We start from the raw sequence: 22,801 nt of genomic DNA on the forward strand, positions 1-22,801 counted from the left end.
TGAGCAAGCCATCAGCGGACCGGTCCAAATGCGCCTGGGCCGCGGAGTTTGGCGTGGCGGTTGACGTCCTTGTAGAGGAGATAGCGGAAGCGGCCCGGACCGGCGGCATAGCAGGCCTGCGGGCAGTAGGCGCGCAGCCACATGAAATCGCCCGCCTCGACCTCGACCCAGTCCTGGTTCAGCTTGTAGACAGCCTTGCCCTCCAGCACATAAAGCCCGTGCTCCATGACATGGGTTTCCTCGAACGGGATCACGCCGCCGGGCTGGAAGGTGACGATATTGACATGCGCGTCGTGGCGGATGTCGTCGGGTTCGACAAAGCGGGTGGTGCCCCAACGGTCGTGGGTGTCCGGCATCCAGCGGATCGGCACGTCGCGTTCGTTGATGACGAAGGCTGCGGGGGCGGCGACCCCGGGGGCGGGTTCGTAGATCTTGCGCAGCCAGTGGAAGCGGGCGGGCCGGCTGCCTTCGGCGAGAAGCGTCCAGCGGGTGCCTGCGGGGAGATAGGCGTAGGAGCCTTCCTCCATCTCATACCCCGTTCCGTCGATGGTCAGGGTGGCGAGGCCGCAAGTGAAGAAAAGCCAATGTTCGGCACCTGTGTCCGGGTCGGGCGCGTCCGAGCCACCGCCGGGTTGGACCTCCATGACGTATTGGGAGAAGGTCTCGGCAAAGCCCGACATGGGCCGCGCGATCAGCCAGAGGCGGGTCTTCGTCCAGCCGGGCAGGTAGCTGGTGACGATGTCGGAAAAGCAGCCTTTCGGGATGAAGGCATAGGCGGTGGTGAAGACCGCACGCTGGGTCATCAGCGCGGTCTGCGGGGGCAGGCCGCCGGGGGGCGTGTAGTAGCCGGTCATGGCAATTGGTCCTTGAGACGCAGTTCGGCGATGCGCTCCACCTGTTTGCAGGCGGTGGCGAATTCGGTCGGGGTGTCGTTGGATATCCGGGTTTCAAAGGCCTGCAGGATCGAGGCCTTGCTGTTGTCGCGGACGGCGATGATGAAGGGGAAACCGTGCTTTGCCACATACTCCTCGTTCAGCCGCTGGAAGCGGCTTCGCTCCTCGTCTGTAAGTGCGTCGAGGGCAGCGGAGGCCTGTTCGGCGGTGGATTCAGGCGTCAGGCGTTTCGCGGTGGCGAGTTTCCCGGCGAGGTCTGGGTGGGCCTTTAGGACGTTGAGACGTTCCTCCGCGCTGGCGCTGCGGAACATGCGGGTCAGGGCATTGTGAAGGCCCGTGGCGCTGTCGTGGGCGGGGCCGAGTTCCAGGTCGAAGGCGCGTTCGGCGATCCAGGGGGAATGTTCGAAAATGGAACCGTACTTCTCGACGAAGCGGGTGCGCGGCATCTGGCTGGGTCGCTCGAACCTCTTGTGAGGGTGGGTTTTTTCCCAGTGCCGCGCAATGTCGATCCGGCGCGGGAACCAGACGCCGGTGTGGGATTTTGCATAGTCGAGGAAGCGCTTCAGCCCTGCGATCTTGCCGGGGCGGCCGATCAGGCGGCAGTGGAGGCCGATCGAAAACATCTTGGCTGCGCCTGCCTCGCCCTCGGCATAAAGCGTGTCGAAGCTGTCCTTGAGATATTGGAAGAACTGTTCCCCGGTGATGTAGCCCGGGGCGGTGGCAAAGCGCATGTCGTTTGCTTCCAGCGTGTAGGGGATCACCAGCTGGTCATAGTCGCCATATTCGCGCCAGTAGGGCAGGTCGTCGTCGTAGGTGTCGGAGATCCAGGCCAGTTTCCGGGTCTCGGCGGTGAGGCGCACTGTGTTCATGCTGCAGCGACCGGTGTACCAGCCTTGCGGCGGGGTCCCGACGACTTCCTCATGCAGGCGGAAGCTTTCTGCGATCTGGCGGGCTTCCTCTTCGGGGGTCATGTCGCGGTGATCGACCCATTTCAGGCCGTGGGAGGCGATCTCCCACCCGGCAGCCTTCATCGCGGCGACCTGTTCGGGGTTGCGGGCAAGGGCAGAGGTCACACCGTAGATCGTGACGGGGATGTCCATCCCGGTGAACAGCCGGTGCAGCCGCCAGAACCCGGCGCGGGCGCCGTAGTCGTAGATCGATTCCATGTTCCAGTGGCGTTGCCCCGGCCAGGGGGCGGCCCCTGCGATGTCGGACAGGAACGCCTCGGACTGGGCGTCACCGTGCAGGAGGTTGTTCTCGCCGCCCTCTTCATAGTTCAGGACGATGGACACGGCGATCTTCGCAGCCCCGGGCCAGCGGGCGTCGGGGGGATTGGGGCCGTGGCCACGGAAATCTCGGGGGTAGCGGTTCACGGGGTGCTCTCCTTTGTGGCGAGACTAGGGGAAGATCGCGGAAGATATTTTCAGGATTTCACGAAAGGTCATATGCGCACAACGCCGGGTCGCAGTGGCGCCGGTTTCGTGGTCAGATACCGGGCAAACGATGGAGGATGTGGCATGGGACGGCTGTCGACGCATGTGCTGGACACCGCGAAGGGCAAGCCCGCGGCGGGGGTGAAGATCATGCTGTACCGGATTTCCGGGCAGAGTCACCGGAAGGTGAAGGAGGTCGTGACCAACGCGGACGGGCGCACCGACGGGCCGCTTCTGGAAGGCGACACGCTGGAGGCGGGGACGTACGAGCTGGTCTTCTGCGCGGGCGACTATCTGCGGGTCAGTGGGCAGGCGGGCGAAGGTATTCTTTTCCTTGATGAAATCCCGATCCGCTTTGGAGTGCCGGACGCCAGCCAGCATTATCATGTGCCGCTTCTCATCTCGCCCTTCGGCTATTCGACCTACCGGGGGTCCTGACCGGTTAGGTTTTCCCCAAAAAGGTCTTGAAAGCGTCACTTGCGATTTCCGCCCGACCGGCATTATGTGGCGGCGTAAAATTTATTCGGCTCAAGGAGAACCGCATGTTTCGGATGAATAGTTTCATAGCAGCCCCTGCAATTGCTTTGTTGCTCAGCGGCACCGCCCATGCCGCGCTGACCGCGGATCAGGTCTGGCAGTCCTGGAAGGATGCTGGCGCGATGGTGGGTCTGACCATCTCGGCCGCGACCGAGAACAATTCCGGTGGTGTGTTGACGCTGAATGGCGTGTCGATCGCCCCGGAAGGCGTGGCGGGCCTGACGATTTCGGACATGACCCTGACCGAACAGTCGGACGGGTCGGTGGCGATTGTCCCGGGTGCGGACATCGGCGTGGCGATGACCGGCGATACCGAAGGCTCGGTCAAGCTGACGCATGACGGGCTGACCATCACCGCGCGGGAAGCCGATGGCGGCGTGGCCTATGACTATGCCGCGGCCAAGCTGGACGTGGTCTACGACAGCACCTATCCGGGCATGTCCTTCGACGGATCGGAAGCGCCCAAGGTCTCGTCCTCGGGCGATGTCAGCTTTGCCAACCTGTCGGGCACCTATTCCGACACCCCCGGCACCAACCGCACCTTCGGCTGGTCGCTGAAGGCCGACACTCTGGCCTATACGACCAATTCCGACGATCCGGGGATGGAGCTGAAGCAGACCTCGACCAGCACCACCCAGGGCATCGACCTGGCGCTGAGCTTTGCGCTGCCCACGACCATCGCACTGACCGCCATCGCCTCGCCCGCCGATTTCACCACGGCGCTGAACGAGGGGCTGGCTGTCACCATGTCGACCAAGCAGGGTGAATCTTCGGGCACCATGAAGCAGGAAAGCGCCTTCATGCCGATGGACCTGGTGATGAAGGCAGGTGGCGGCGAAGGCACGGCGGTGTTCAACAAGGACACCTTCTCGATCAAGTCGATGGCGGCCGGGCTGGAAATCGAATCCGCGGCGGGTGCGTTGCCGGTGCCGGTGAAGGTGACCAGCGGACCGCTGGAGTTTGGCCTGACCTCGCCGGTGATCGCGACCGAAGCGGCGGGCGACTATGGCTTTGTCCTGAAGCTGGCCGATTTCAGCATCAACGAGGAAGCCTGGGCGATGTTCGACCCGAACGCCGCCCTGCCGCGCGATGCGGCGCAGATCGCCATCGACATCTCTGGCAAGACCAAGATGGATCTGCCCGCACTGGTCGCGGCGGAAGAGACCGGGGTGCCCTATGTCCCGGCGCTGGAAAGCCTGAACATCACCGAACTGGGCCTGAAGGTCGCGGGCGCGGCGCTGGCCGGGACCGGGGCGTTCACCTTCGACAACTCGATGGGCATGCCGATGCCGCTGGGCGAGGCGAACGTGACCGTGACCGGCGCGAACGCGCTGATCGACGGGCTGATCGCGACGGGCCTGATGGCCGAGGAAGACGCCATGGGCGCGCGGATGATGATGGGCATGTTCATGGTGCCCGGCGCGAACGCGGACGAGCTGACCTCGAAGATCGAGGCCAAGGAAGGCATGCAGATCCTGGTGAACGGCCAGCCGCTGCCGATGTGATCCTGACCTTCGGGTCTGGAAAAGGGGGCGGGGCTTTGGTCCCGCCCTTTCCTGTTCGTAGGGTGGGCGGATCGCCCACCTTACGATTGCGCGATGCGCCGAAGGTCGTCGCGGATCTGGGCCGCCATGTAGTCGGTGAAAAGCTGGACCTTCGGGTCCTTCAGCCTGCGGTGCTGGCTGAGGGCAGAGAGCTGGATCGGCAGCGGCGGGGTCGCGGTGGCGACCGGGACAAGGCGGCCGTCGCGCAAGTAGTCGGCGACCTCGAACAGGGGTTTCAGCACGATCCCGCGCCCATCCAGCGCCCAGCCGGTCAGGACATCGCCGTCGTCGGACTCGAATGGCCCGGTGATCTCGAACCGCCGAGGGCCTTCGGGGGTCTGCAGCGTCCACTGAAATTCCTTGGCGCCGGGGAAGCGCAGGTTCAGGCAGTCGTGCCGGTCGTTCACCAGTGCGGGCCCGTCCTCGGGCATGCCTCGGCGCGCGATGTATGCAGGCGCCGCGCAGAGCAGGCGGGGGCAGTCGGCGATGGTGCGGACCTTCAGGGTGGAATCCTCCAGAAGCCCAAGGTGGAAGGCCACGTCGATGCCTTCGGCGACCACGTCGATGCCGCGGTCCGACAGGCGCAGGCGGACGTCGATCTGGGGGTAGAGGTCCTTGAAGGCCGGAACCCGGGGCGCGATCAGGCGGCGGCCGATGCCAAGGGGGGCCGCGACGAAGATCGTCCCGCGCGGGTTCTGCGTCACGTCCATCACGGCCGCTTCGGCATCGTCGATGGCTTCCAGAACGCGGCGGGCGCCGTCATAGAAGATGCGGCCGTTCTCGGTCGGCTGCAGGCTGCGGGTGGTGCGGCTGAACAGGCGCACGCCGAGGTGTTTCTCCAGCTCGGATATCCGGGCCGAGGCGACGGCGGGCGAGGTGCGCTGATCGCGGGCGGCGGCGGACATGCTGCCCAATTCGTAGACACGGACGAACATGCGGATGTTGTTCACATAGGACATTTTACGTCCGTGCTTGAAAGTGATGCGGCGTTTCGATGGATTAACAGAAAGGTGGCGCGCGGTATAGCGTTTCGAAAATGCCAAAGGGGAGGCCGCGATGTACGACTGGGTCGTCTTGTGGGAATGGGTCGAGATCGCGGCGCGCTGGCTGCATGTGATCACCGCCATCGCCTGGATCGGGTCGAGCTTCTATTTCATCGCGCTGGACCTTGGGCTGCACCGGGACCGGAACCTGGCCAGCGGCGCGGATGGCGAGGAATGGCAGGTCCACGGCGGGGGGTTCTACCACATCCAGAAATATCTCGTGGCGCCCGCCTCGATGCCGGATCACCTGGTCTGGTTCAAGTGGGAAAGCTATGCGACTTGGCTGAGCGGTTTCGCCATGCTGGTGCTGGTCTACTACCTGGGCGCCGAGATGTTCCTGATCGACCCGACGGTGATGGAGCTGTCGGTCTGGCAGGCGGTAGCGATTTCCCTGGCGTCACTGGCCTTCGGCTGGGTGGCCTACAACACGATCTGCAAGGTCTTCGTGAACGCGGATCAGAACGTGCTGATGCTGGCGCTGTTCGTCGTGCTGGTCGGGATGAGCTGGTTCTACACTCAGGTGTTCAGCGGACGGGCGGCGATGCTGCATCTGGGGGCCTTCACGGCCAGCATCATGTCGGGGAACGTGTTCTTCGTCATCATGCCGAACCAGCGGATCGTGGTGGCGGACCTGAAGGCCGGGCGGAAGCCGGACCCGAAGTATGGCAAGATCGCCAAGCAGCGGTCGACCCACAACAACTACCTGACGCTGCCGGTCGTGTTCCTGATGTTGTCGAACCATTACCCGCTGGTCTTTGCGACCGAGTGGAACTGGGTGATCGCGTCGTTGGTGTTCCTGATGGGCGTGACGATCCGGCACTGGTTCAACACCAATCACGCCCGGAAGGGCAACCCGCACTGGACATGGTTTGTGACGGTGCTGCTGTTCCTGGTCATCGCCTGGCTGTCCACCGCGCCGATGCGGGTGGTGGAGGGCGAAGCCAAGCTGCACGGTGCAGCGCTGGTCTATGCCTCGGCGGACGGGTTCGAGGATGTGGTCGGCATCGTGCAGGGCCGCTGTTCGATGTGCCATGCGGCCGAGCCGGGCTGGGAGGGCCTGCACTGGCCGCCGAAGGGCGTGGTGCTGGAAACCGAAGCCCAGATCGCGCATGAGGCGCGGCGGATCTATCTGCAGGCGGGGGTGACCCATGCCATGCCGCCCGGCAACCTGAGCTACATGGAGCCCGAAGAACGGGCGGCGATAGTGAAGTGGTTCCGCAAGGCGGGGTCGGAGGACCCGGTTTAGGCGGGGGGGCAAAACTCTTCGAAGAATTTTGCAAGTTCCTTCGAAGGAGTTTGGGTCAGCCCTCGGTCCGGCTGTCGTTCTCGCGATCCCTTTCGTAGTGCCGCATCCACGGAAACTCTGGCAGCCAATCCTCGCGCCGGATGGTCCACAGCTCATAAGTCGGCCGGAAGACCGACGGCTCGTCCAGGCAGCCAAGGTTGATGCCGATCTCGTCCCCGATATGGGCATAGACCGGCGAGCCGCAGGTCGGGCAGAAGCTGCGATCGCGGTAGTGCCGCGCCTCGCCGGCGATGGTCACGGCGGTCTCGGGGAAGATCGCCGAGGCATGGAACAACGCGCCATGGTTCTTGCGGCAGTCCATGCAGTGGCAGATGCCGACGCGGTAGGGTGCGCCGGTCGCCGTGAAACGCAGCGCCCCGCAGAGACAACCGCCCGTCACCTCGTCCATGCTAGTCCCCCAGCTTGGCGTGAACCTCGTCCAGGTCAACCGGACCCTTGGGCATCTTGTTCCCCGGGTTGTCGAAGTCATAGCGGAAGAGCTGGAAGTCGCGTTTGTAGATCTCCCACATCAAATGCATCGAGAGATCGTCGAAATAGGCCTCGACCGGGTGGGCGCGTTTCGGCCCGTGACCTTCGCTTTCGTTGAAGCGGGGAATTGCGGCCAGATCAACCGGGTGCTTCGTCTGGATATTGTCCAGCACCACCTGCATGCCGGGATTGAAATCCTCGGTGAAGAAGATGTGGTTGTAGCGCCCGCCGTTGACGATGAAGGTCGAGACATGGCCCGCCATCGCCGACCAGTGGATGTCCGGCTCCATCGGCTTTTTCCAGCGGATGGTGTCGCGGGCGAAGAGGAGAAAGCGGCGGAAGCTGGCGATCTGGTCGAAGTCCTGCTTGCCGTCGTCGCCCCCGACGTCGATCCCGTATTTCTGCACCAGAAGCGGTACGAGGTTGCCACGATAGCGTTTGCCGTTCCTTTGGATGCCGCAGATCTTGTCGAAGAACGACGACAGGATGCGGGTGTAGGGGTTCCGCACGCAGGTGAAGGCGTAGACCTGCTGGCCGCGAACGGCGCGTTCGATCTTCTGCTGGCTGCCTTCAATCGCCCATTTGTGTAGGCCGCTTGTCGCGTCGTGGATGTCGCCGTCGAAGAACCGACCGTGGTCGGAGTAGAACATGATCTGCCCGATGGTCGAGCAGGCACATTTCGGCACCACCCGGTAGACGACGCTTTCGCTTTCCGTCATCCATGTTCCGGGAAAACCCATTACCAAAGGTCCTTCTGCAGCCCAAAGACGTGAACCCGACATCTGATCCACGATTGCGGCAATCAAGCAGACATATTCGGGCTTTTCAAGGAACACCCGGGCGGTCTAACCAGTCACAAGCACGCATTTCCCGACAGACCCAGGACCGATGACGCAGATCGCCTTCATCCTTCTTTGCCACAAGGACCCCGAAGGCATCATTGCGCAGACCCTGCGGCTGACAGCGGCTGGCGACTGTGTGGCGATCCATTTCGACGCCCGGGCCGCCCAGGCCGACTATGCCCGCATCCGCGAGGCGCTGGCCGGAAATCCCCAGGTCACCTTTGCCCGTCGCCGCATCAAATGCGGCTGGGGGGAATGGAGCCTGGTCGCCGCCACCCTGTCCGCGCTGAAGGCGGCGGTGACGGATTTTCCTGGGGCCACGCATTTCTACATGCTGTCGGGCGACTGCATGCCGATCAAGACGGCCGAGTTCATCCATGCCCGGCTGGAGGAAGAGGACGTCGACTATATCGAAAGCTTCGACTTCTTCGGCTCGGGCTGGATCAAGACCGGGATCAAGGAAGAGCGGCTGATCTACCGGCACTGGTTCAACGAACGGCAACGGAAGTGGCTGTTCTACACCTCGATGGAATTGCAGAAGAAGTTCGGACTGTCGCGGAGGATTCCCGAAGACCTGAAGATGCGGATCGGCAGCCAGTGGTGGTGCCTGCGCCGCCGCACGGTCGAGGCGGTGCTGGACTTCGTGGCCAAGCGCCGCGACATCCCGCGCTTTTTCGCGACGACCTGGATCCCGGACGAAACCTTCTTCCAGACGCTGGTCGCCCATCTGGTGCCTGACCGGGAAATCCGGTCGCGCACGCTGACGTTCCTCATGTTCACCGACTATGGCATGCCGGTGACCTTCTATGACGATCACTACGACCTGCTTCTGGCGCAGGGGTTTCTGTTTGCCCGCAAGATCAGCCCCGAGGCGAAGGCTCTGAAGGATCGCCTTGGGGCGCTCTATTCCGAGACCGGGCGCGATTTTGCCATCTCGGACGAGGGGCGGCGGCAGTTCGCCTATCTCACCTCGCGGGGGCGGGAGGGTCGGCGCTTTGCGCAAAGGTTCTGGGAGGCGGAGACGAGCCTTGGCCGCAACCGGACGCTGCTGATGGTGGCCTGCAAGAAATGGCATGTCGCCAAGCGGCTGGTGGGCCGGCTGCGCGGGCTGACCCAGGTGCCGGCGGTGGACTATCTGTTCAACGAAGAGGCGACGGCGCTGCCGGACCTTGGCGGGATCGAATCCCGGCTGGACAAGCGGATGCGCCACCGCCGGGCACTGGTGCGGATGCTGTTCGAGCACTGGCAGACCGACCGGCTGGTGGTTTGCGTCGATCCCGGCAGCATCGAGCTGATCCAGGATTTCGGCAACGACCGGGCGCAGCTGCGGCTTCTGGAAATCGACTGCCAGTTCACCGACGACTACCTGATCGGCCATGCCCGCCGGGTTGGCCTTGCCGGGCCGCACACGCCGGTGACCGCGATGGACCAGCTGTTGCCGACGATCCGCTATGATGTGAAGTTCGAAAGCGACCGGCTGCGCGATCTTGATCTGGCGGCGCATTACCGGATGCGCCAAAGTGGAACAATCGAGGAAAACACGATGGCCCTCGCCGAGTTCCTGGATATCCCGGCCGAGACCGCGCGAGAGATTGCCACAACCGATTACCTATTCGTGGATTGAGTGACATGAGCTGGACTTACGACCCGACCAACATCTTCGCCCGCATCCTGCGCGGGGAGATTCCGAACAAGACGGTGATGGACACGCCGCATACGCTGGTGTTCCACGACATCCACCCGCAGGCTCCAGTACATGTGCTGGCGGTGCCGAAGGGGGCCTATGTCAGCTTTGACCATTTCGCGGCCGAAGCCTCGGCCGAAGAACTGGTCGATTTCCACCGCACCGTGGCCAAGGTCTGTGCGATCCTCGGGTTGACCGGTGAGGACGGGTTCCGCGCGATCACCAATGCCGGGGCGCACGGGATGCAGGAGGTGCCGCATTACCACTTGCACATCCTGGGGGGCCGGGTGCTGGGCCGCCTGGTCGAGAGGGACTGAACCCGCAAGGATCGGGTCGTCTTGGGTGCTGGTCGCGGGCATCTTCCGGGGAAAGATGGAGGATGACATGCGATTTGTGGCGATACCGACAGATGTGGTGCGGGCCTATCAGGCCGGGGGGCCGGATGCGAACGGGCAGGTGCCCGAGCGTTCGGTTTCGGATGGCGGCGGCAATCCATGCCGGCATTGTCTGAAGATGATCCCGCAAGGGGCCGGGATGCTAGTCCTTGCGCACCGCCCTTTCCCAAGCCTGCAGCCCTATGCCGAGGTGGGGCCGATCTTCCTGTGCGCGGATCCCTGTGAAGCGGGGGGAGGCGAGGCGCTGCCGGAAGTTCTGGCTTCGCCCGACTACATCGTCCGCGGCTATGGGGCGGATGACCGGATCGTCTATGGCACCGGCGGGGTCGTCGCGACCGGGTCGATCCCGTCGCGGGCCGCGGCGCTGTTCGACGATGCTCGGGTGGCCTATCTGCATGTCCGCTCGGCGCGGAACAACTGCTATCAGGTCCGGATCGACCGCTAGGCCGGGGCGGTTTTCAGATTGAGCGCTGACGCGCGAGGCTGTTGTCTCGTCGTCGGCCTTCGCCTCCTCCTCGGGCCAGACGAGGGGCGCTGCCCCTCCGGCCCAATGGCCTCTTGAACCGGTGGCGATCCCATTGGGCCACCCCGGGATATTTGCGGAGGAGAAAAGGCCTGGGTCACAGGGGCTGATTGGCCGCATCCCAGGCCTTGAGCCAGCGCTTCGGGGCCGCATCGCGCCACTGCTGGATGAGGCGGGCAGTGGCCCAGCCTTCGTCGATCCGCCCGGCGCGGACCAGGATCAGGTTGTGCGGTTCGTAGTGGGGGTGAAGGGTGAAGGTGTCGGGGTCGGCCTGCAGCAGCATCTCGCGTTCGTCGTGGCTTGCCTTGAAGACGGCGGCATCGACGTAGGGCGACCACCAGCACCACATCTTGCCGTGGGCCTTCAGGCATTCGTTGCCCCAGGGGTGGTCGATGATGACCTCGGGGAGGTTAAGGCCGAGGGCGAGGGATTTGAGTTCGGGCCAGGTCGAGATCACTGCGGGACGCAGGCCGGGTTGTCGAAGGGCGTGGCACCATCAAAGCTGACCGTCTGGGTGCCCGAGACGATGATGCGCCAGCCGCTATCAACTGCTTGCCAGGCGCCAAGGCCGTAGAGCGGGTGCTTGGCGTAGCAGTCCTGCGTCAAGAGATAGGTGTCGATCTCGCCGTCCAGCTTGTTTGCAAGCGGCAGTTCACCGTCTGCGTTGGCGTTGCCAAGGATGTAGATCGCGCCAGTGCCCTTGTCGGCAAGTTCGGTGTCGGCAAAGGCGGGCGTGGCGAAGGCTGACAGGGCGAGCAGGATGGTCAAGGTCTTCGGCATGGCTTGTCCTTTCGGTCAGTGCGCCTCGGCCCAATTCTTCCCCGTTCCAGCCTCTACGGCAAGGTGGACCTTCAGGCTGACGGCGGGGGCGGAGGCGGTTTCCATGACCTCTTTGGCGATGGGGATCAGTTTCGACGCGTCCGCCTCTGACACTTCAAACAGAAGTTCGTCGTGGACCTGGAGAAGCATCCTTGCGTCGAGGTCCTTGATCGCGGCAGGCATCCGGATCATCGCGCGGCGGATGACGTCGGCGGCGGTGCCCTGGATCGGGGCGTTGATCGCGGCGCGTTTGGCGAAGCCTGCGCCGGGTCCCTTGGCGTTGATTTCGGGAGTGTTGATTTTCCGACCGAAAAGCGTCTGAACATAGCCGTTTGCTTGCGCAAATTTGACAGTATCGGACATGTAGCCCTTGATGCCGGGGAAACGCTCGAAATAGCGGTCGATGAAGCCCTGCGCCTCAGCGCGCGGGATGCGCAGGTTGCGGGCGAGGCCGAAGCCGGAAATCCCGTAGATGACGCCAAAGTTGATCGCCTTGGCCTTGCGGCGGATGTCGCTGGTCATCTGATCGAGCGGCACGTTGAACATCTCGGACGCGGTCAGGGCGTGGATGTCGATCCCATCCTCAAAGGCGCGGCGTAGTTCCGGGATATCGGCGATGTGGGCGAGGATTCGCAACTCGATCTGGGAGTAGTCGAGGCTAACCAGAACCCGGCCTTCGGGGGCCACGAAAGCCTCGCGGATGCGGCGGCCTTCTTCGGTGCGGACGGGGATGTTCTGCAGGTTGGGGTCGGTGGAGGCAAGGCGGCCGGTGTTGGCCCCGGCAATGGAGTAGGAAGTGTGGACGCGGCCCGTATCGGGGTTGATCGCCGTCTGCAGGGCGTCGGTGTAGGTGGATTTCAGCTTGGCGATCTGGCGCCAGTCGAGGATGCGGGCCGCCAGTTTCGCGCCTTGCGGATGGCTGTCCTCCAGCGTGGTGATGTCTTCCAGGATGTCGGCGCCAGTGCCATAGGCCCCGGTCTTGCCCTTCTCGCCACCGGGGATTTGTAGCCGGTCGAAGAGAATTTCGCCCAGCTGCTTCGGCGAGCCGACGTTGAACTTCTCGCCGGCGATGTCCTGAATCTCCTCTTCCAGCTGAACAAGCTTTTGCGCGAAGACGTTGGACATGCCGCGCAAGACCTCGCGGTCGACCTTGATCCCGGCCATTTCCATGTCGGCAAGGACCGGGACCAGCGGGCGTTCCAGGGTTTCGTAGACGGTGGTGACCTTCGCGCGGTGCAGGCGCGGCTTGAAGGTCTGCCAGAGGCGGAGCGTCACGTCGGCGTCTTCGGCCGCGTATTTCACCGCGTCGTCGATGGCAACCTTGTCAAAGGTGATCTGGCTTTTGCCGCTGCCGAGGAGTGTCTTGATCGAGATCGGCTGGTAGCCGAGATAGCGGTCGGAAAGCTCATCCATGCCGTGGTTATGGAGCCCTGCGTGCATCGCGTAGCTCATCAGCAGCGTGTCGTCGAAGGGCGTGATGCGGATGCCGAGGCGGGCGAAGATCTTCCAGTCGTATTTCATGTTCTGACCGATCTTGAGGATCACCGGGTCCTCCAGGAGCGGCTTCAGGGCGGCGATGACCTCGGTCAGGGGCAGCTGGTCCGGGGCAAGGGCCGTCGCGCCGAACAGGTCGCCCCCGCCGGTGGTGTGGCCGACGGGGATGTAAGCCGCCTTTCCGGCATCGACCGACAGCGAGATGCCGACGAGGTCGGCCTGCATCTCGTCCAGGCTGGTGGTTTCGGTGTCGACGGCGACCTGGCCGACCTCGGTGATCCGGGCGATCCAGCGATCGAGCGCGTCGCGAGTCCTGACACATTCGTAGGCGGAATGGTCGAAGGGAAGCTGCGGGTCTTCGTGCGCCTTCGGCTTCTCATCGCTGGGGGCGACCTGCAGTTGCGAGACCTCCGGCAGGGACGGGGCAGCGATGCCTAGCTTGTCGGCGACGCGCTTGGTGAGCGTCCGGAATTCCATCTTCGTCAGGAAATCCATGATGGTGTCTGCTTCCGGCAGGCGGATCTCCAACTCGTCGAGCGAGGTGTCCAGCGGCATGTCGCAGGTCAGCGTCACCAGCTGGCGCGAGATGCGGATCTTCTCGGCGTTGTCGATCAGCGCCTCGCGGCGTTTCGGCTGCTTGATCTCATGGGCGCGGGCCAGAAGCGTGTCGAGGTCGCCATATTCGTTGATGAGAAGTGCTGCGGTCTTGAGGCCTATGCCGGGCGCGCCGGGGACGTTGTCGACGCTGTCGCCGGCCAGCGACTGCACGTCAATCACCCGTTCGGGCGGGACGCCGAATTTCTCCATCACCTCGTCCGGGCCGATGGCGCGGGATTTCATCGGGTCGAACATGTCGACGCCGGGGCGGATCAGCTGCATCAGGTCCTTGTCCGAGGAGATGATTGTGCAGGTCCCCCCGGCCTCGACCGCGCGGCAGGCGAGGGTGGCGATGATGTCGTCGGCCTCATAGCCTTCCGTTTCAAGACAAGCGACGTTGAAGGCACGGGTGGCCTCGCGGGTCAGCGGGAACTGCGGGCGCAGGTCCTCGGGGAGTTCGGGGCGGTTCGCCTTGTATTCCGGGTAGATCGTGTTGCGGAACGTGTCGGCGGAATAGTCGAAGACAACGGCCAGATGCGTCGCGGCCTTGCCGTTCGAGGTGGCGCGCGAAAGTTCGTTCCACAGGATGTTGCAGAAGCCCGCGACAGCACCGACCGGTAGGCCGTCGGACTTGCGGGTCAGGGGCGGCAGGGCGTGATAGGCGCGGAAGATGTAGGCCGAGCCGTCGATGAGGTGGAGGTGGTGGCCTTTGCCGAAAGTCATGCGTCGTCTCCCGAGTCTGGCAGAGAGATTGGCAGAAGGCGGGGCGAAGGGCTACCCGGTTCGGGCGCTTCTGGCGGGCGCATGTCGGGGCTTGACGCGGACACCAACCCGACGCAGTGTGCCACCCATGCTGACCCTGATGATCCCCGTATCGTTTTATTGGACCTGCGCCACATAGGCGGCAGGGCAGCGTTTCACGACTGAGACAAACCCCGAGAAAGCCGCCCGCGAGGGTTCGGCCAACCGGTTCAAGTTTCCCTCGCAGGGCCCCCAGCGAAGGAAACACACGATGCCAGACCTCAAACCTCTCCAGAATACTCCGCCAGTCACCGTCCGGCTCGCCTGCGCCGATGACCTGCCGGAAGTCCACCGCATGCTGATCGCGCTTGGCGCGCAGGCGGGCGAGCGGGTGGCGATCACCCCTCGCATCCTGGCCCGGATCGCGCTCGACGGACCAGCCACGCGGCTTCTGGTGGCGCACCGGCCTGACAGCCCGCAGCGCCATCCGGTGGGCTATGCGCTGATGCTGGTCGGGCGAAACATGGTGACGGGGACGGGTTGGGGGTTCGTCGAACAGCTCTATGTGCAACAGCCCGACCGAGGGCGCGGCATCGGGCGGGCGCTTCTGGCCGAGGTCCGGGCCGAGGCGGGGCGCATGGGTTGCGAAGGCGTGACGGTCAGCTCGCGGCCGGTGATGGACGGGTCTGCGCTGGGCTACCGGGCACTGGGGCTGGACATGGACGCAGCCGAGCCGCGCTTTGCGGCGGAGTGACCGGCAGTCCGGGCCCTGCGCCCGGCCGCCCCGGCGTCAGTGCCCCGAAGTCAGTGGTCGTCGTGGGCGTGGTCGCGGTCGATGACGTAGCGCTTGTCGCAATAGCCGCACTCGACCCAGCCGGTGTCCGCAGGGATCGTTAGCCAGACCCGGGGGTGCCCCAGGGCGCCTTCGCCGCCATCGCAGGCCACTTTCCAGGTGGTGACGACTTGGGTTTCCGGGGCTGGGGTGGGCATGGGTCAGTATCCTGTTCGGTCCGCGCCGCCATTTAGCGGGCGAGGGGGCGGGGATACAAGGGGAATGCGCAGGGTTGATCGGCGGGGCGGTGGGTCAACCCGGCCTCGCCGGCCGGAACGACCCACCCTACGGGCGTGGCCCTTACCCCCCGATCAGGGTCCCGCGAGATTTCAATGCGGTCAGCCAGCCCAGCCCCTGCGCGGTGCCGCGGGCGGGCCGGTATTCACCCGAGATCCAGACATGGCTGCAATGTTCATCGACCGCATCGCAGAGGTCGGGCAGCGAGAACCCCCCGCCGCCCGGTTCGTTGCGGCCGGGAAAGCCGGAAATCTGGATATGGCTGATGCGGCTCCGGTGGTCCTGCCAGACCTGCCCGGCATCGCCATGCAGCCGCGCGGCGTGCCAGAGGTCGAATTGCAGCCCGATCCGGGGATTGGCAAGGTCGTCGACGATCCGGGCCGCCTGATCGTAGTCGTTCAGGAAGTAGCCCGGCATGTCGTCGGGGTTCAGAGGTTCCAGCGTCAGCGACAGGTCCGGCGCCTGATCCAGGGCCCAGGTCAGGTTCTCGACATAGGCCTGTTCGGCCTGCGGGCCCTTGGCCACGCCCGCCATCACATGCACCCGGCCCGCGTTCAGCCGGGTCGCGTATTCCGCGGCGCGCAGGAAACTGTCGCGAAAACGCAGCTCCATCCCCGGGACGGCGGCAAAGCCCCGGTCGCCGCTGGCCCAGTCGCCGGGCGGCGTGTTGATGAGTGCCAGAGGGATGCCGTTCAGCGCGCGTTCCCAGTCGGCCATTGGCTGGTCGTAGGGGAACAGCACCTCGACCCCGTCAAACCCGCAGCGCGCCGCCCAGTCGGGGCGGTCGAGCATCGGGACTTCGGTGAAGAGGTAGGTCAGGTTGGCGGCGAAGCGGGGCATTTCGATCAGGGCAATTCCGAAGAAGGGATGACCGGGAAGAACTGCCCCGAGGACCATATTCCGAACCACTTATGCCCGTCGTGGTCCTCATGGCAACCCAGATCGATCAGCCGGTAGAAGGATTTCCGGTCGATCAGCGCCCAGAGATTGCTGCGAATCAGGATATAGGGAGCGGGCTCTCCGCTGGCGGGGTCGCGCTCGACCCGCAGGGGGTGGTCGGGGCCAAGCACGGCCTCGTCCTCGGTCCTGGTGACAAAGGTCAGGGTCTGGTGGCGGCCTTGGCCCTGCACCTCGAAATCCTGCGCGAGCAGAGGGGCATCGTCGACCTTGATTCCGACCTTCTCGACCGGGGTGACAAGAAAGTAGCCGTCCCCCTCGCGCTTGAGGATCGAGGAGAAGAGCTTGACCAGGGGCGCCCTGCCGATGGGCGTGCCGAGGTAGAACCAGGTCCCGTCACGGGCGATGCGCATGTCGATGTCGCCACAGAACGGCGGATTCCACAGATGCACCGGAGGCGCGCCCTTGGCGTTTGCGGCCTTGGCGGCGGCGGCAAGGGTATCGGCGTTGGGTGTCGGCATCGGCGGGCACTCCGGCGGCAGGGTCCGAGGGGAACCGGACAACAGACCGGGCTACGGTCACAACCCCGTCGGCCCGGCCTGCGTTCCCAAGGCGTGGACGGCGGCCTCAGCGGCGCCGGTCGCGCCGGGCGCTCATCGGCTGGAAGGCCACGCCGACATGCGCCTCGCAATAGGGCTTTCCGGGCAAGGACGGCAGGCCGCAGAACCAGAAATCCTCGGTCGCCGGGTCGCCGATCGGCCATTTGCAGGTGCGCTCGGTCAGTTCCATCAGCGTGAGCTTGCGGGCGCGCTTTTCCACCTCGCGAACCGAGGCCAGCGCCTCGGGGCTGATCTCGTTCAGGCTGGGCTGCGGTGGCAGGGGCTGGCCCGCCGGGATGATCGCCTTGCGCACCGGCAGGGGGGTCACGTTCGACGCCGGAGCCGCAGCCGGGGTTGGCTGGGCTGCCGGGCGCGGCGCTTCGGTGCGCGGCGCAGGGTCGGGACGCGGCGCTGGTTCGGGCTTTGCCGCCGCGACCGGAGCCGCCGCAGGTGCGGCCTCGTCCTCGTCGTCCTTGCCGCCGACCCGGTTTGACAGGCCCAGCCTGTGCACCTTGCCGATCACCGCGTTGCGGGTCACCCCGCCCAGCTCCTTGGCGATCTGGCTGGCCGACTGGCCCTCGTTCCACATGCGCTTGAGCGTCTCGACCCGCTCGTCCGTCCAGGACATCCCGTTCTCCGCCTGTCTGATTACCGGTGCATACTATCCGTCCGGAGCGGGGGGCCGCAAGGGCGGGCCGCAGAATCCCCGGGAACGGTCAGCCGGGCGGGGACTCCTCCCAGGTGAACATGACGATGTCGGGGGTCTCCTCTCCCTTTGCCGCGCGGTAAAGCGCAAGGGCGGGATGGTTGTCACCCTCGGTCGCGACCCAGGTGGTGCCGCACCCCCGCGCCCGCCCCTCGGCCCGGATTGCGTCCAGCAAGGCCAGACCGATCCCCTGCCGCTGAAAGGCTTCGTTCACGCCAAGCTCGTTGATGAACAGCGTCAGCGGCTTGTCGGGGTGATCGAGCAGGACCGCCGTGACGAAACCCTCGATCCGACCCCGAACCTCGGCCACCAGCATCAGGTTGCGCGTATCGGGAGCGCCCGGACGGCCAAGGAACCGGGTAACGCTGTCTTGCAAGGCCGGGCCGTCGAAGACATCCGCCCGCAGCACCTGATCAGCATCCCCAGGGTCGAGCTTCCGTATCCGCCACTCTGCCATCCCGCCTGCGCCGCTTCTGTCATCAGTCTGAAACCGTCCGTGACAAGTCTAGCCCGGTTTCGCGGTTGCCACAAAGGATTGCCTTACTTGTGCCCCACCCGACCGGACCTATCCTTCGCCCATCAGGAGGCCGCCATGCCGCTGCGCACCCATCCCAATCCCGATCTGTCGGTCGGCCCCGACCTGCACCCGCGGTGGAATTCGGCCCCGCACCGTCGGCAAGGGTTCCACAGCCTGCACCGGATCGCGCGCTATACACAGACCTTTCGCTCGGCCCAGGTTCTGGACCTGCGCCTGGCCGCCGACCTGTCGATACCCGCGCGTGACGATGTGCGCCGACTGACCGCCAGCCCTTGGTTTTCCGCCATGGCGGTGATCGAAGGCAACCGGCTCCTCCATGAGGCCTATGCCCCGGATTTCCGGCCCGACCAGCCGCATGCGATCATGTCGATTTCCAAGATGGCGGCGAACCTGATCCTGGGCCGCTTGTGGGAGGAGGGCCACCTTGACCTTGATGCGCCCCTTGGCTACAGCCTGCCCTGGATCGGCCCCGGATACCGCGACGCCCGGGTGCAGGACATCCTGGACATGAACGTCCACAACGCATTCAACGAGGATTACACCGACCCGCACACCACGGTCTTCCAGCACGAGGTGGCGATGGGCATGCGGCTGCCCCAGGGGCGGGAGCCTTTGATGGCCGATCTTCTGGCCGGCATCGGGCTGGCCCCGGGGGCACCAGACACGGTTAACCGCAGCGGCATGAGCCTCTACAAAAGCGCCAACACAGATGTCCTGATGCTGGCGGCCGAGGCGCGGGGTGGCCGTCCCTTGCGCGCCTGGCTGGCCGATCTGGCCGATGCGGCGGGGGTCGAGGGCGCGCTGCACATGGGGACCGACCGCGCGGGCACGCCGATCTTCAGCGGGGGTCTTTGCCTGACCGCCCGCGACCTCTGCCGCTATGGCGCATTGTTCGCGCGGATGGGGAAGGGGGTGGACGGGCGCGCCTTCGGATCGGCGGCGTTTCTGGAGCGGACCCTGACTGGCGGCGTGCCGATGCCCGCCCCCCGCGCGCATCTGCGCTATTCCAACCAGACCAATACCGATGGCACCTGGGTAGGGCATGGCGGCTATGGCGGACAATATCTGGTCGCAAACCCGCAGACCGGCCGCGTGGCCTGCTTCCTGTCGGTCCTGCAGGACGCGCATGGCTTCGACCCGGCCTGGTATCCGCCGATCATCACCATGCTTGCCGAGATCTGCGCCGGGACCTAGGGCTGCAGGCGCAAGGCCCGCGCTTCCGAGTTGCGGACGATGGGAAAGGCCGCCCGGCGCCGGGTCAGCTCGGCCTCGGGGATCAGCGCGGCAATCTCTGCCCGCGCCTGCGCGGATAGGCCTGCAAGCCCGGCATCGCCGGGATGAAAGCTTTCCGACAGCGCGCCTTCGGCCAGAAGCACCTCGTGCCGGTCACAAAGAAGAATGACATAGTCGAAGCCATCGACCGGCAGCACGACCCGTGCCGTCTGGTCGTCGACCAGCGCCTGCGCCGCGACCAGCACGCGATCCTCGCCGAAATAGACGGCAGCCCGCCAGTCGTCGATCAGCATCCGCTGGCGCTGCGACACCAGAAGCGCCCGGTCGTTGGCCGCAGCACCCGGGGCGAATTCCACCGGACAAAGGCCGGGATGGGCCAGCATCTCCACCGGCTCGACCCGGCGTCGCCCGACCCAGCGCAGCGGGCGCGAGCCGTTGGCCAGCGTCGTGACCACATCGCCGGGGGCAAGGCTTTCGACCGCGCGCGGTCCGTCCGGCGTGTCGATCCGGGTGCCCAGCGCATAGCCCGCCAGTGCCTCCGGCTCCTTGGCCCCGTCACGCTGATGCGCGCCAGCTTCCCAGGGCGTGGCGCTTGCCAGCCCCGTGGCCTTGCCGTCGACCCGGACGAGGAACAGTCCGGGCCGCCCCTCGACCGCATCGACCTGGACCCGCCGCCCCGCATGCAGCCGCACGCCCGACAGCGTCACCGTCTCGCCCAGCGCCCAGCCTTCGGCGCTCAGGACCAGCTGGAAGGGGCAGGTCGTGGCCCCCATGACCAGGCTTGGCGCAGCCTCGGCCAGACGCGCCGTCCAGCCCTTTGCGGCCGACGGTTTGGGCAGGATCACCTGGTCCAGCGCGAAGACGCCGACAGTGATGCAGTCTGCAGCCATGCCTGTCCCGAAACCCGGTCCCTTGTTGTGCCCGATGGGGCCTTGGCGCCCTTCGCGTTTCCCACTCTGCCTTGCCAGCGTTTACAGGTCATTTCCAGCGAAAAGCGGTTGTGACCCGGGCCACGGGCCGGACCCGCAGGAATCCGCTTTACCGGGGCGGGCAATCCCGCTATGCCCCAAGGCATGACCGCTGGACCCCATCTTGCTGCTGACCTGCGCCGACGCCGTCGCGTCTGACGCCTGTCCCGCTGTCATCGGCGCCCCTGCGCCATTCCTTCCCCAAGTTGACTCACAGCCAGCCCTCGGGCACCCATTGGCTTTCATCCTGCGAGGACCCCGTTCCATGATCCCGTCCGTCCTGCCGACTTACAACCGCGCGCCCATTGCCTTCGTCAAGGGCGAAGGCAGCTGGCTGATCGCCGAGGACGGGCGCCGATACCTCGACCTTGGCTCGGGGATCGCGGTGAACTCGCTGGGCCACGCCCATCCCGCGCTGGTCGCGACACTGACCGAACAGGCGCAGAAGCTGTGGCATGTCTCGAACGTCTACACGATCCCCGAACAGGAACGGCTGGCGAAGCTTCTGACCGAAAACACCTTCGCCGACACTGTCTTCTTCACCAACTCGGGCACCGAGACCGCCGAACTTGCGATCAAGATGGCGCGCAAGCACCATTATGACGCGGGCCACCCGGAACGGGTGGAGATCGTCGCCTTCGAGGGCGCGTTCCACGGCCGCTCCACCGGTGCCATCGCGGCAGCTGGGTCGGAAAAGATGGTCAAGGGTTTCGGCCCGCTGATGCCGGGCTTCGTCCATCTGAAATGGCCGACGTCCGACGAAGATCACGCCGCCATCCGCGCGGCCATCACCGACAAGACCTGTGCCGTCATCATCGAGCCGATCCAGGGCGAGGGCGGCATCCGGCCCGTCCCCGACCAGTGCCTGAAGGGCCTGCGCGACCTCTGCGACCAGACCGGCACGCTCCTCATCTTCGACGAGGTGCAATGCGGCATGGGCCGCACCGGCCGCCTTTTCGCGCATGAATGGGCAGGCGTCACCCCCGACATCATGATGGTCGCCAAGGGCATCGGCGGCGGCTTCCCCCTGGGGGCGGTCCTTGCCACCGAACGCGCGGCTTCCGGCATGACCGCCGGGACCCACGGGTCCACCTACGGCGGCAACCCCCTGGGCTGCGCCGTGGGCGCGAAGGTTACCGAAATCATCTCCGACCCTGCCTTCCTGGCCGAGGTCGCCCGCAAGGGCGCGCTGATGCGCCAGGGCCTCGAATCCCTCGTCGCCCGCCACCCCACGGTGTTCGAAGCAGTCCGTGGCGAAGGCCTGATGCTGGGCCTGAAATGCAAGCCGGCCCCGGCCGATGTGGTCAAGGCCGGCTATGAGGCCGGTGTCCTGACCGTCGCCGCCGCCGACAATGTCCTGCGCCTTCTCCCCGCGCTGAACATCCCTGACACCGACATCGCCGAGGCCCTCACCCGCCTCGACCAGGCCGCCACCCATCTGGAAAAGGCTGCCTAGGCATTTTCTGTCCACAAGTATCCCACGGGGGTCCGGGGGTGTGAAACCCCCGGCTTCACGGGTCCAAAAAGCGAAACGACATGAACCACTTCCTCGATATCCACAAGACCGACCCCGCGCACCTGCGGGCCATGATCGACTCGGCGCAAGCCATGAAGACCGCCCGCAACGGCCGTCCGAAGGGCTCGCCCGATGACGAGCAGCCCCTTAAGGGCCACATGGTCGCGCTGATCTTCGAAAAGCCCTCGACCCGCACGCGCGTCTCGTTCGACGTTGGCGTCCGCCAGATGGGCGGCGAGACGATGGTACTGTCGGGCAAGGAAATGCAGCTCGGCCATGGCGAGACGATCGCTGACACCGCCCGCGTGTTGTCGCGCTACGTCGACCTCATCATGATCCGCACCTTCGAGGAAGCAACGCTTCTGGAGATGGCCGAACACGCCACCGTCCCGGTCATCAACGGCCTGACGAATCGCACCCATCCCTGCCAGATCATGGCCGACGTCATGACCTATGAGGAACACCGCGGCCCCATCGCGGGCAAGAAGGTCGTCTGGTGCGGCGACGGCAACAACGTCTGCGCCTCCTTCCTGCATGCCGCGGGACAGTTCGGCTTTGACTTCACCTTCACCGGGCCGGAAACGCTTGACCCCGAAGACAAGTTCGTCGCCTTCGCCCGCGAAAAGGGCTCGAAGGTCACGATCCAGCGCGACCCCTTCACCGCCATCGAGGGCGCCGATCTGGTCGTCACCGACACCTGGGTCTCGATGCACGACCCCGAATCCGCCAAGGAACGCCGCCACAACCAGCTGCGCCCCTATCAGGTGAACGAACAGCTCATGTCCCGCGCCAAGCCCGACAGCCTCTTCATGCACTGCCTGCCCGCGCACCGGAACGACGAGGCGACGAGCGCGGTGATGGACGGCCCCCATTCCGTGATCTTCGACGAGGCCGAAAACCGCCTGCACGCCCAAAAGGCCGTCATGCGCTGGTGTCTGGGGGTCTGACCCCTCGGA

At 65.3% G+C, this 22,801-nt stretch carries 24 protein-coding genes; 10 read left to right on the top strand and 14 right to left on the bottom strand.

The features are described from left to right. Positions 1 to 11: 11 nt before the first annotated feature. A complete protein-coding gene (locus E8M84_RS06255; RefSeq protein ID WP_137110283.1) occupies positions 12 to 854 on the bottom strand; it encodes a bifunctional allantoicase/(S)-ureidoglycine aminohydrolase in 843 nt (280 codons plus the stop codon). After that, the gene (gene puuE / locus E8M84_RS06260; protein WP_137110284.1) at positions 851 to 2,266 is read right to left on the bottom strand and encodes an allantoinase PuuE; all 1,416 of its coding nucleotides are present in this window, start codon (positions 2,264 to 2,266) and stop codon (positions 851 to 853) included. The genes E8M84_RS06255 and puuE overlap by 4 nt, the downstream gene beginning before the upstream one ends. 144 nt (positions 2,267 to 2,410) lie before the next feature. Between puuE and uraH the strand changes: the two genes are divergently transcribed. Next, complete coding sequence (uraH, locus tag E8M84_RS06265; protein WP_137110285.1) at positions 2,411 to 2,764, top strand: hydroxyisourate hydrolase; 354 nt, start codon at positions 2,411 to 2,413, stop codon at positions 2,762 to 2,764. Positions 2,765 to 2,868: 104 nt separating this feature from the next. Further along, on the top strand, positions 2,869 to 4,368 hold the full coding sequence (locus E8M84_RS06270) for a DUF2125 domain-containing protein (protein WP_137110286.1): 1,500 nt from the start codon (positions 2,869 to 2,871) through the stop codon (positions 4,366 to 4,368). Between the two features lie 80 nt (positions 4,369 to 4,448). Here the strand turns inward: E8M84_RS06270 and E8M84_RS06275 are convergent, their stop codons facing one another. After that, positions 4,449 to 5,366: a LysR family transcriptional regulator gene (locus E8M84_RS06275; protein ID WP_137110287.1), complete on the bottom strand. Its 918-nt coding sequence runs from the start codon at positions 5,364 to 5,366 to the stop codon at positions 4,449 to 4,451. Positions 5,367 to 5,463: 97 nt separating this feature from the next. Here E8M84_RS06275 and E8M84_RS06280 point away from each other — a divergent pair, with 97 nt between their 5' ends. After that, on the top strand, positions 5,464 to 6,696 hold the full coding sequence (locus E8M84_RS06280; protein ID WP_137110288.1) for a urate hydroxylase PuuD: 1,233 nt from the start codon (positions 5,464 to 5,466) through the stop codon (positions 6,694 to 6,696). 55 nt (positions 6,697 to 6,751) lie between these two features. Here E8M84_RS06280 and E8M84_RS06285 read toward each other — a convergent pair whose 3' ends face one another. Then, on the bottom strand, positions 6,752 to 7,144 hold the full coding sequence (locus E8M84_RS06285; protein ID WP_137110289.1) for a GFA family protein: 393 nt from the start codon (positions 7,142 to 7,144) through the stop codon (positions 6,752 to 6,754). A 1-nt stretch (position 7,145) separates the two neighbouring features. After that, complete coding sequence (locus tag E8M84_RS06290; protein WP_137110290.1) at positions 7,146 to 7,964, bottom strand: sulfotransferase family protein; 819 nt, start codon at positions 7,962 to 7,964, stop codon at positions 7,146 to 7,148. 148 nt (positions 7,965 to 8,112) lie between these two features. Between E8M84_RS06290 and E8M84_RS06295 the strand changes: the two genes are divergently transcribed. From E8M84_RS06295 to E8M84_RS06305, 3 genes are all read left to right on the top strand, one after another. Then, positions 8,113 to 9,690: a DUF5928 domain-containing protein gene (locus E8M84_RS06295; protein WP_137110291.1), complete on the top strand. Its 1,578-nt coding sequence runs from the start codon at positions 8,113 to 8,115 to the stop codon at positions 9,688 to 9,690. 5 nt (positions 9,691 to 9,695) lie between these two features. Then, positions 9,696 to 10,067 (top strand): HIT domain-containing protein, encoded by a 372-nt coding sequence (locus E8M84_RS06300; RefSeq protein ID WP_137110292.1) that lies wholly within the window; start codon positions 9,696 to 9,698, stop codon positions 10,065 to 10,067. Positions 10,068 to 10,134: 67 nt separating this feature from the next. Then, entirely contained in the window at positions 10,135 to 10,590 is a 456-nt protein-coding gene (locus E8M84_RS06305) for a DUF1203 domain-containing protein (RefSeq protein ID WP_137110293.1), read from the top strand. A 175-nt stretch (positions 10,591 to 10,765) separates the two neighbouring features. On the opposite strand, the gene E8M84_RS06310 is transcribed toward E8M84_RS06305, so the two are convergent. The 3 genes from E8M84_RS06310 to polA are packed head-to-tail and all read right to left on the bottom strand — an operon-like array spanning position 10,766 to position 14,301. Next, on the bottom strand, positions 10,766 to 11,125 hold the full coding sequence (locus E8M84_RS06310) for an MmcQ/YjbR family DNA-binding protein (RefSeq protein WP_170971859.1): 360 nt from the start codon (positions 11,123 to 11,125) through the stop codon (positions 10,766 to 10,768). Then, complete coding sequence (locus E8M84_RS06315) at positions 11,122 to 11,448, bottom strand: hypothetical protein (RefSeq protein ID WP_137110295.1); 327 nt, start codon at positions 11,446 to 11,448, stop codon at positions 11,122 to 11,124. Before E8M84_RS06315 ends, E8M84_RS06310 begins: the two co-directional genes overlap by 4 nt. A gap of 15 nt (positions 11,449 to 11,463) precedes the next feature. Beyond that, positions 11,464 to 14,301 carry a DNA polymerase I gene (gene polA / locus E8M84_RS06320; protein WP_137110296.1) on the bottom strand — a complete coding sequence of 946 codons (2,838 nt, stop codon included), beginning with the start codon at positions 14,299 to 14,301 and terminating at the stop codon, positions 11,464 to 11,466. 289 nt (positions 14,302 to 14,590) lie between these two features. On the opposite strand from polA, the gene E8M84_RS06325 reads away from it, so the two are divergent. Continuing rightward, positions 14,591 to 15,073 carry a GNAT family N-acetyltransferase gene (locus E8M84_RS06325; protein ID WP_137110297.1) on the top strand — a complete coding sequence of 161 codons (483 nt, stop codon included), beginning with the start codon at positions 14,591 to 14,593 and terminating at the stop codon, positions 15,071 to 15,073. 50 nt (positions 15,074 to 15,123) lie between these two features. Here the strand turns inward: E8M84_RS06325 and E8M84_RS06330 are convergent, their stop codons facing one another. From E8M84_RS06330 to E8M84_RS06350, 5 genes are all read right to left on the bottom strand, one after another. After that, positions 15,124 to 15,309, bottom strand: coding sequence for a zinc-finger domain-containing protein (locus E8M84_RS06330; protein ID WP_137110298.1), 186 nt, complete (start codon positions 15,307 to 15,309; stop codon positions 15,124 to 15,126). A 142-nt stretch (positions 15,310 to 15,451) separates the two neighbouring features. Next, positions 15,452 to 16,228, bottom strand: coding sequence for a hydroxypyruvate isomerase family protein (locus E8M84_RS06335; protein ID WP_137110299.1), 777 nt, complete (start codon positions 16,226 to 16,228; stop codon positions 15,452 to 15,454). Between the two features lie 5 nt (positions 16,229 to 16,233). After that, positions 16,234 to 16,806 (bottom strand): DUF1285 domain-containing protein, encoded by a 573-nt coding sequence (locus tag E8M84_RS06340; protein WP_137110300.1) that lies wholly within the window; start codon positions 16,804 to 16,806, stop codon positions 16,234 to 16,236. Positions 16,807 to 16,912: 106 nt separating this feature from the next. Then, on the bottom strand, positions 16,913 to 17,512 hold the full coding sequence (locus tag E8M84_RS06345; RefSeq protein ID WP_137110301.1) for a GcrA family cell cycle regulator: 600 nt from the start codon (positions 17,510 to 17,512) through the stop codon (positions 16,913 to 16,915). 88 nt (positions 17,513 to 17,600) lie between these two features. Next, the gene (locus E8M84_RS06350) at positions 17,601 to 18,047 is read right to left on the bottom strand and encodes a GNAT family N-acetyltransferase (protein ID WP_137110302.1); all 447 of its coding nucleotides are present in this window, start codon (positions 18,045 to 18,047) and stop codon (positions 17,601 to 17,603) included. A 135-nt stretch (positions 18,048 to 18,182) separates the two neighbouring features. Between E8M84_RS06350 and E8M84_RS06355 the strand changes: the two genes are divergently transcribed. Beyond that, positions 18,183 to 19,322 (top strand): serine hydrolase, encoded by a 1,140-nt coding sequence (locus tag E8M84_RS06355; RefSeq protein ID WP_137110303.1) that lies wholly within the window; start codon positions 18,183 to 18,185, stop codon positions 19,320 to 19,322. Here E8M84_RS06355 and E8M84_RS06360 read toward each other — a convergent pair. Then, the gene (locus tag E8M84_RS06360; protein ID WP_137110304.1) at positions 19,319 to 20,251 is read right to left on the bottom strand and encodes a Hint domain-containing protein; all 933 of its coding nucleotides are present in this window, start codon (positions 20,249 to 20,251) and stop codon (positions 19,319 to 19,321) included. The genes E8M84_RS06355 and E8M84_RS06360 overlap by 4 nt on opposite strands. A 343-nt stretch (positions 20,252 to 20,594) precedes the next feature. Between E8M84_RS06360 and E8M84_RS06365 the strand changes: the two genes are divergently transcribed. Both E8M84_RS06365 and argF read left to right on the top strand, forming a co-directional pair. Then, a complete protein-coding gene (locus E8M84_RS06365; protein ID WP_137110305.1) occupies positions 20,595 to 21,785 on the top strand; it encodes an aspartate aminotransferase family protein in 1,191 nt (396 codons plus the stop codon). An 80-nt stretch (positions 21,786 to 21,865) separates the two neighbouring features. After that, positions 21,866 to 22,792 (top strand): ornithine carbamoyltransferase, encoded by a 927-nt coding sequence (gene argF / locus E8M84_RS06370; RefSeq protein WP_137110306.1) that lies wholly within the window; start codon positions 21,866 to 21,868, stop codon positions 22,790 to 22,792. Positions 22,793 to 22,801: the final 9 nt, after the last annotated feature.

It is taken from the genome of Rhodobacter sp. SY28-1 (genome assembly GCF_005222785.1).
In the GTDB taxonomy this organism is placed as follows: domain Bacteria; phylum Pseudomonadota; class Alphaproteobacteria; order Rhodobacterales; family Rhodobacteraceae; genus Tabrizicola.

What these genes read in the sequence shown, in the direction of transcription:
- E8M84_RS06255 (WP_137110283.1), bottom strand. Translation starts at nt 854, where the DNA reads ATGACCGGCTACTACACGCCCCCCGGCGGCCTGCCCCCGCAGACCGCG.
- uraH (WP_137110285.1), top strand. Translation starts at nt 2,411, where the DNA reads ATGGGACGGCTGTCGACGCATGTGCTGGACACCGCGAAGGGCAAGCCC.
- E8M84_RS06270 (WP_137110286.1), top strand. Translation starts at nt 2,869, where the DNA reads ATGTTTCGGATGAATAGTTTCATAGCAGCCCCTGCAATTGCTTTGTTG.
- E8M84_RS06275 (WP_137110287.1), bottom strand. Translation starts at nt 5,366, where the DNA reads ATGTCCTATGTGAACAACATCCGCATGTTCGTCCGTGTCTACGAATTG.
- E8M84_RS06280 (WP_137110288.1), top strand. Translation starts at nt 5,464, where the DNA reads ATGTACGACTGGGTCGTCTTGTGGGAATGGGTCGAGATCGCGGCGCGC.
- E8M84_RS06285 (WP_137110289.1), bottom strand. Translation starts at nt 7,144, where the DNA reads ATGGACGAGGTGACGGGCGGTTGTCTCTGCGGGGCGCTGCGTTTCACG.
- E8M84_RS06290 (WP_137110290.1), bottom strand. Translation starts at nt 7,964, where the DNA reads ATGGGTTTTCCCGGAACATGGATGACGGAAAGCGAAAGCGTCGTCTAC.
- E8M84_RS06295 (WP_137110291.1), top strand. Translation starts at nt 8,113, where the DNA reads ATGACGCAGATCGCCTTCATCCTTCTTTGCCACAAGGACCCCGAAGGC.
- E8M84_RS06300 (WP_137110292.1), top strand. Translation starts at nt 9,696, where the DNA reads ATGAGCTGGACTTACGACCCGACCAACATCTTCGCCCGCATCCTGCGC.
- E8M84_RS06305 (WP_137110293.1), top strand. Translation starts at nt 10,135, where the DNA reads ATGCGATTTGTGGCGATACCGACAGATGTGGTGCGGGCCTATCAGGCC.
- E8M84_RS06315 (WP_137110295.1), bottom strand. Translation starts at nt 11,448, where the DNA reads ATGCCGAAGACCTTGACCATCCTGCTCGCCCTGTCAGCCTTCGCCACG.
- polA (WP_137110296.1), bottom strand. Translation starts at nt 14,301, where the DNA reads ATGACTTTCGGCAAAGGCCACCACCTCCACCTCATCGACGGCTCGGCC.
- E8M84_RS06325 (WP_137110297.1), top strand. Translation starts at nt 14,591, where the DNA reads ATGCCAGACCTCAAACCTCTCCAGAATACTCCGCCAGTCACCGTCCGG.
- E8M84_RS06330 (WP_137110298.1), bottom strand. Translation starts at nt 15,309, where the DNA reads ATGCCCACCCCAGCCCCGGAAACCCAAGTCGTCACCACCTGGAAAGTG.
- E8M84_RS06335 (WP_137110299.1), bottom strand. Translation starts at nt 16,228, where the DNA reads ATGCCCCGCTTCGCCGCCAACCTGACCTACCTCTTCACCGAAGTCCCG.
- E8M84_RS06340 (WP_137110300.1), bottom strand. Translation starts at nt 16,806, where the DNA reads ATGCCGACACCCAACGCCGATACCCTTGCCGCCGCCGCCAAGGCCGCA.
- E8M84_RS06345 (WP_137110301.1), bottom strand. Translation starts at nt 17,512, where the DNA reads ATGTCCTGGACGGACGAGCGGGTCGAGACGCTCAAGCGCATGTGGAAC.
- E8M84_RS06350 (WP_137110302.1), bottom strand. Translation starts at nt 18,047, where the DNA reads ATGGCAGAGTGGCGGATACGGAAGCTCGACCCTGGGGATGCTGATCAG.
- E8M84_RS06355 (WP_137110303.1), top strand. Translation starts at nt 18,183, where the DNA reads ATGCCGCTGCGCACCCATCCCAATCCCGATCTGTCGGTCGGCCCCGAC.
- E8M84_RS06360 (WP_137110304.1), bottom strand. Translation starts at nt 20,251, where the DNA reads ATGGCTGCAGACTGCATCACTGTCGGCGTCTTCGCGCTGGACCAGGTG.
- E8M84_RS06365 (WP_137110305.1), top strand. Translation starts at nt 20,595, where the DNA reads ATGATCCCGTCCGTCCTGCCGACTTACAACCGCGCGCCCATTGCCTTC.
- argF (WP_137110306.1), top strand. Translation starts at nt 21,866, where the DNA reads ATGAACCACTTCCTCGATATCCACAAGACCGACCCCGCGCACCTGCGG.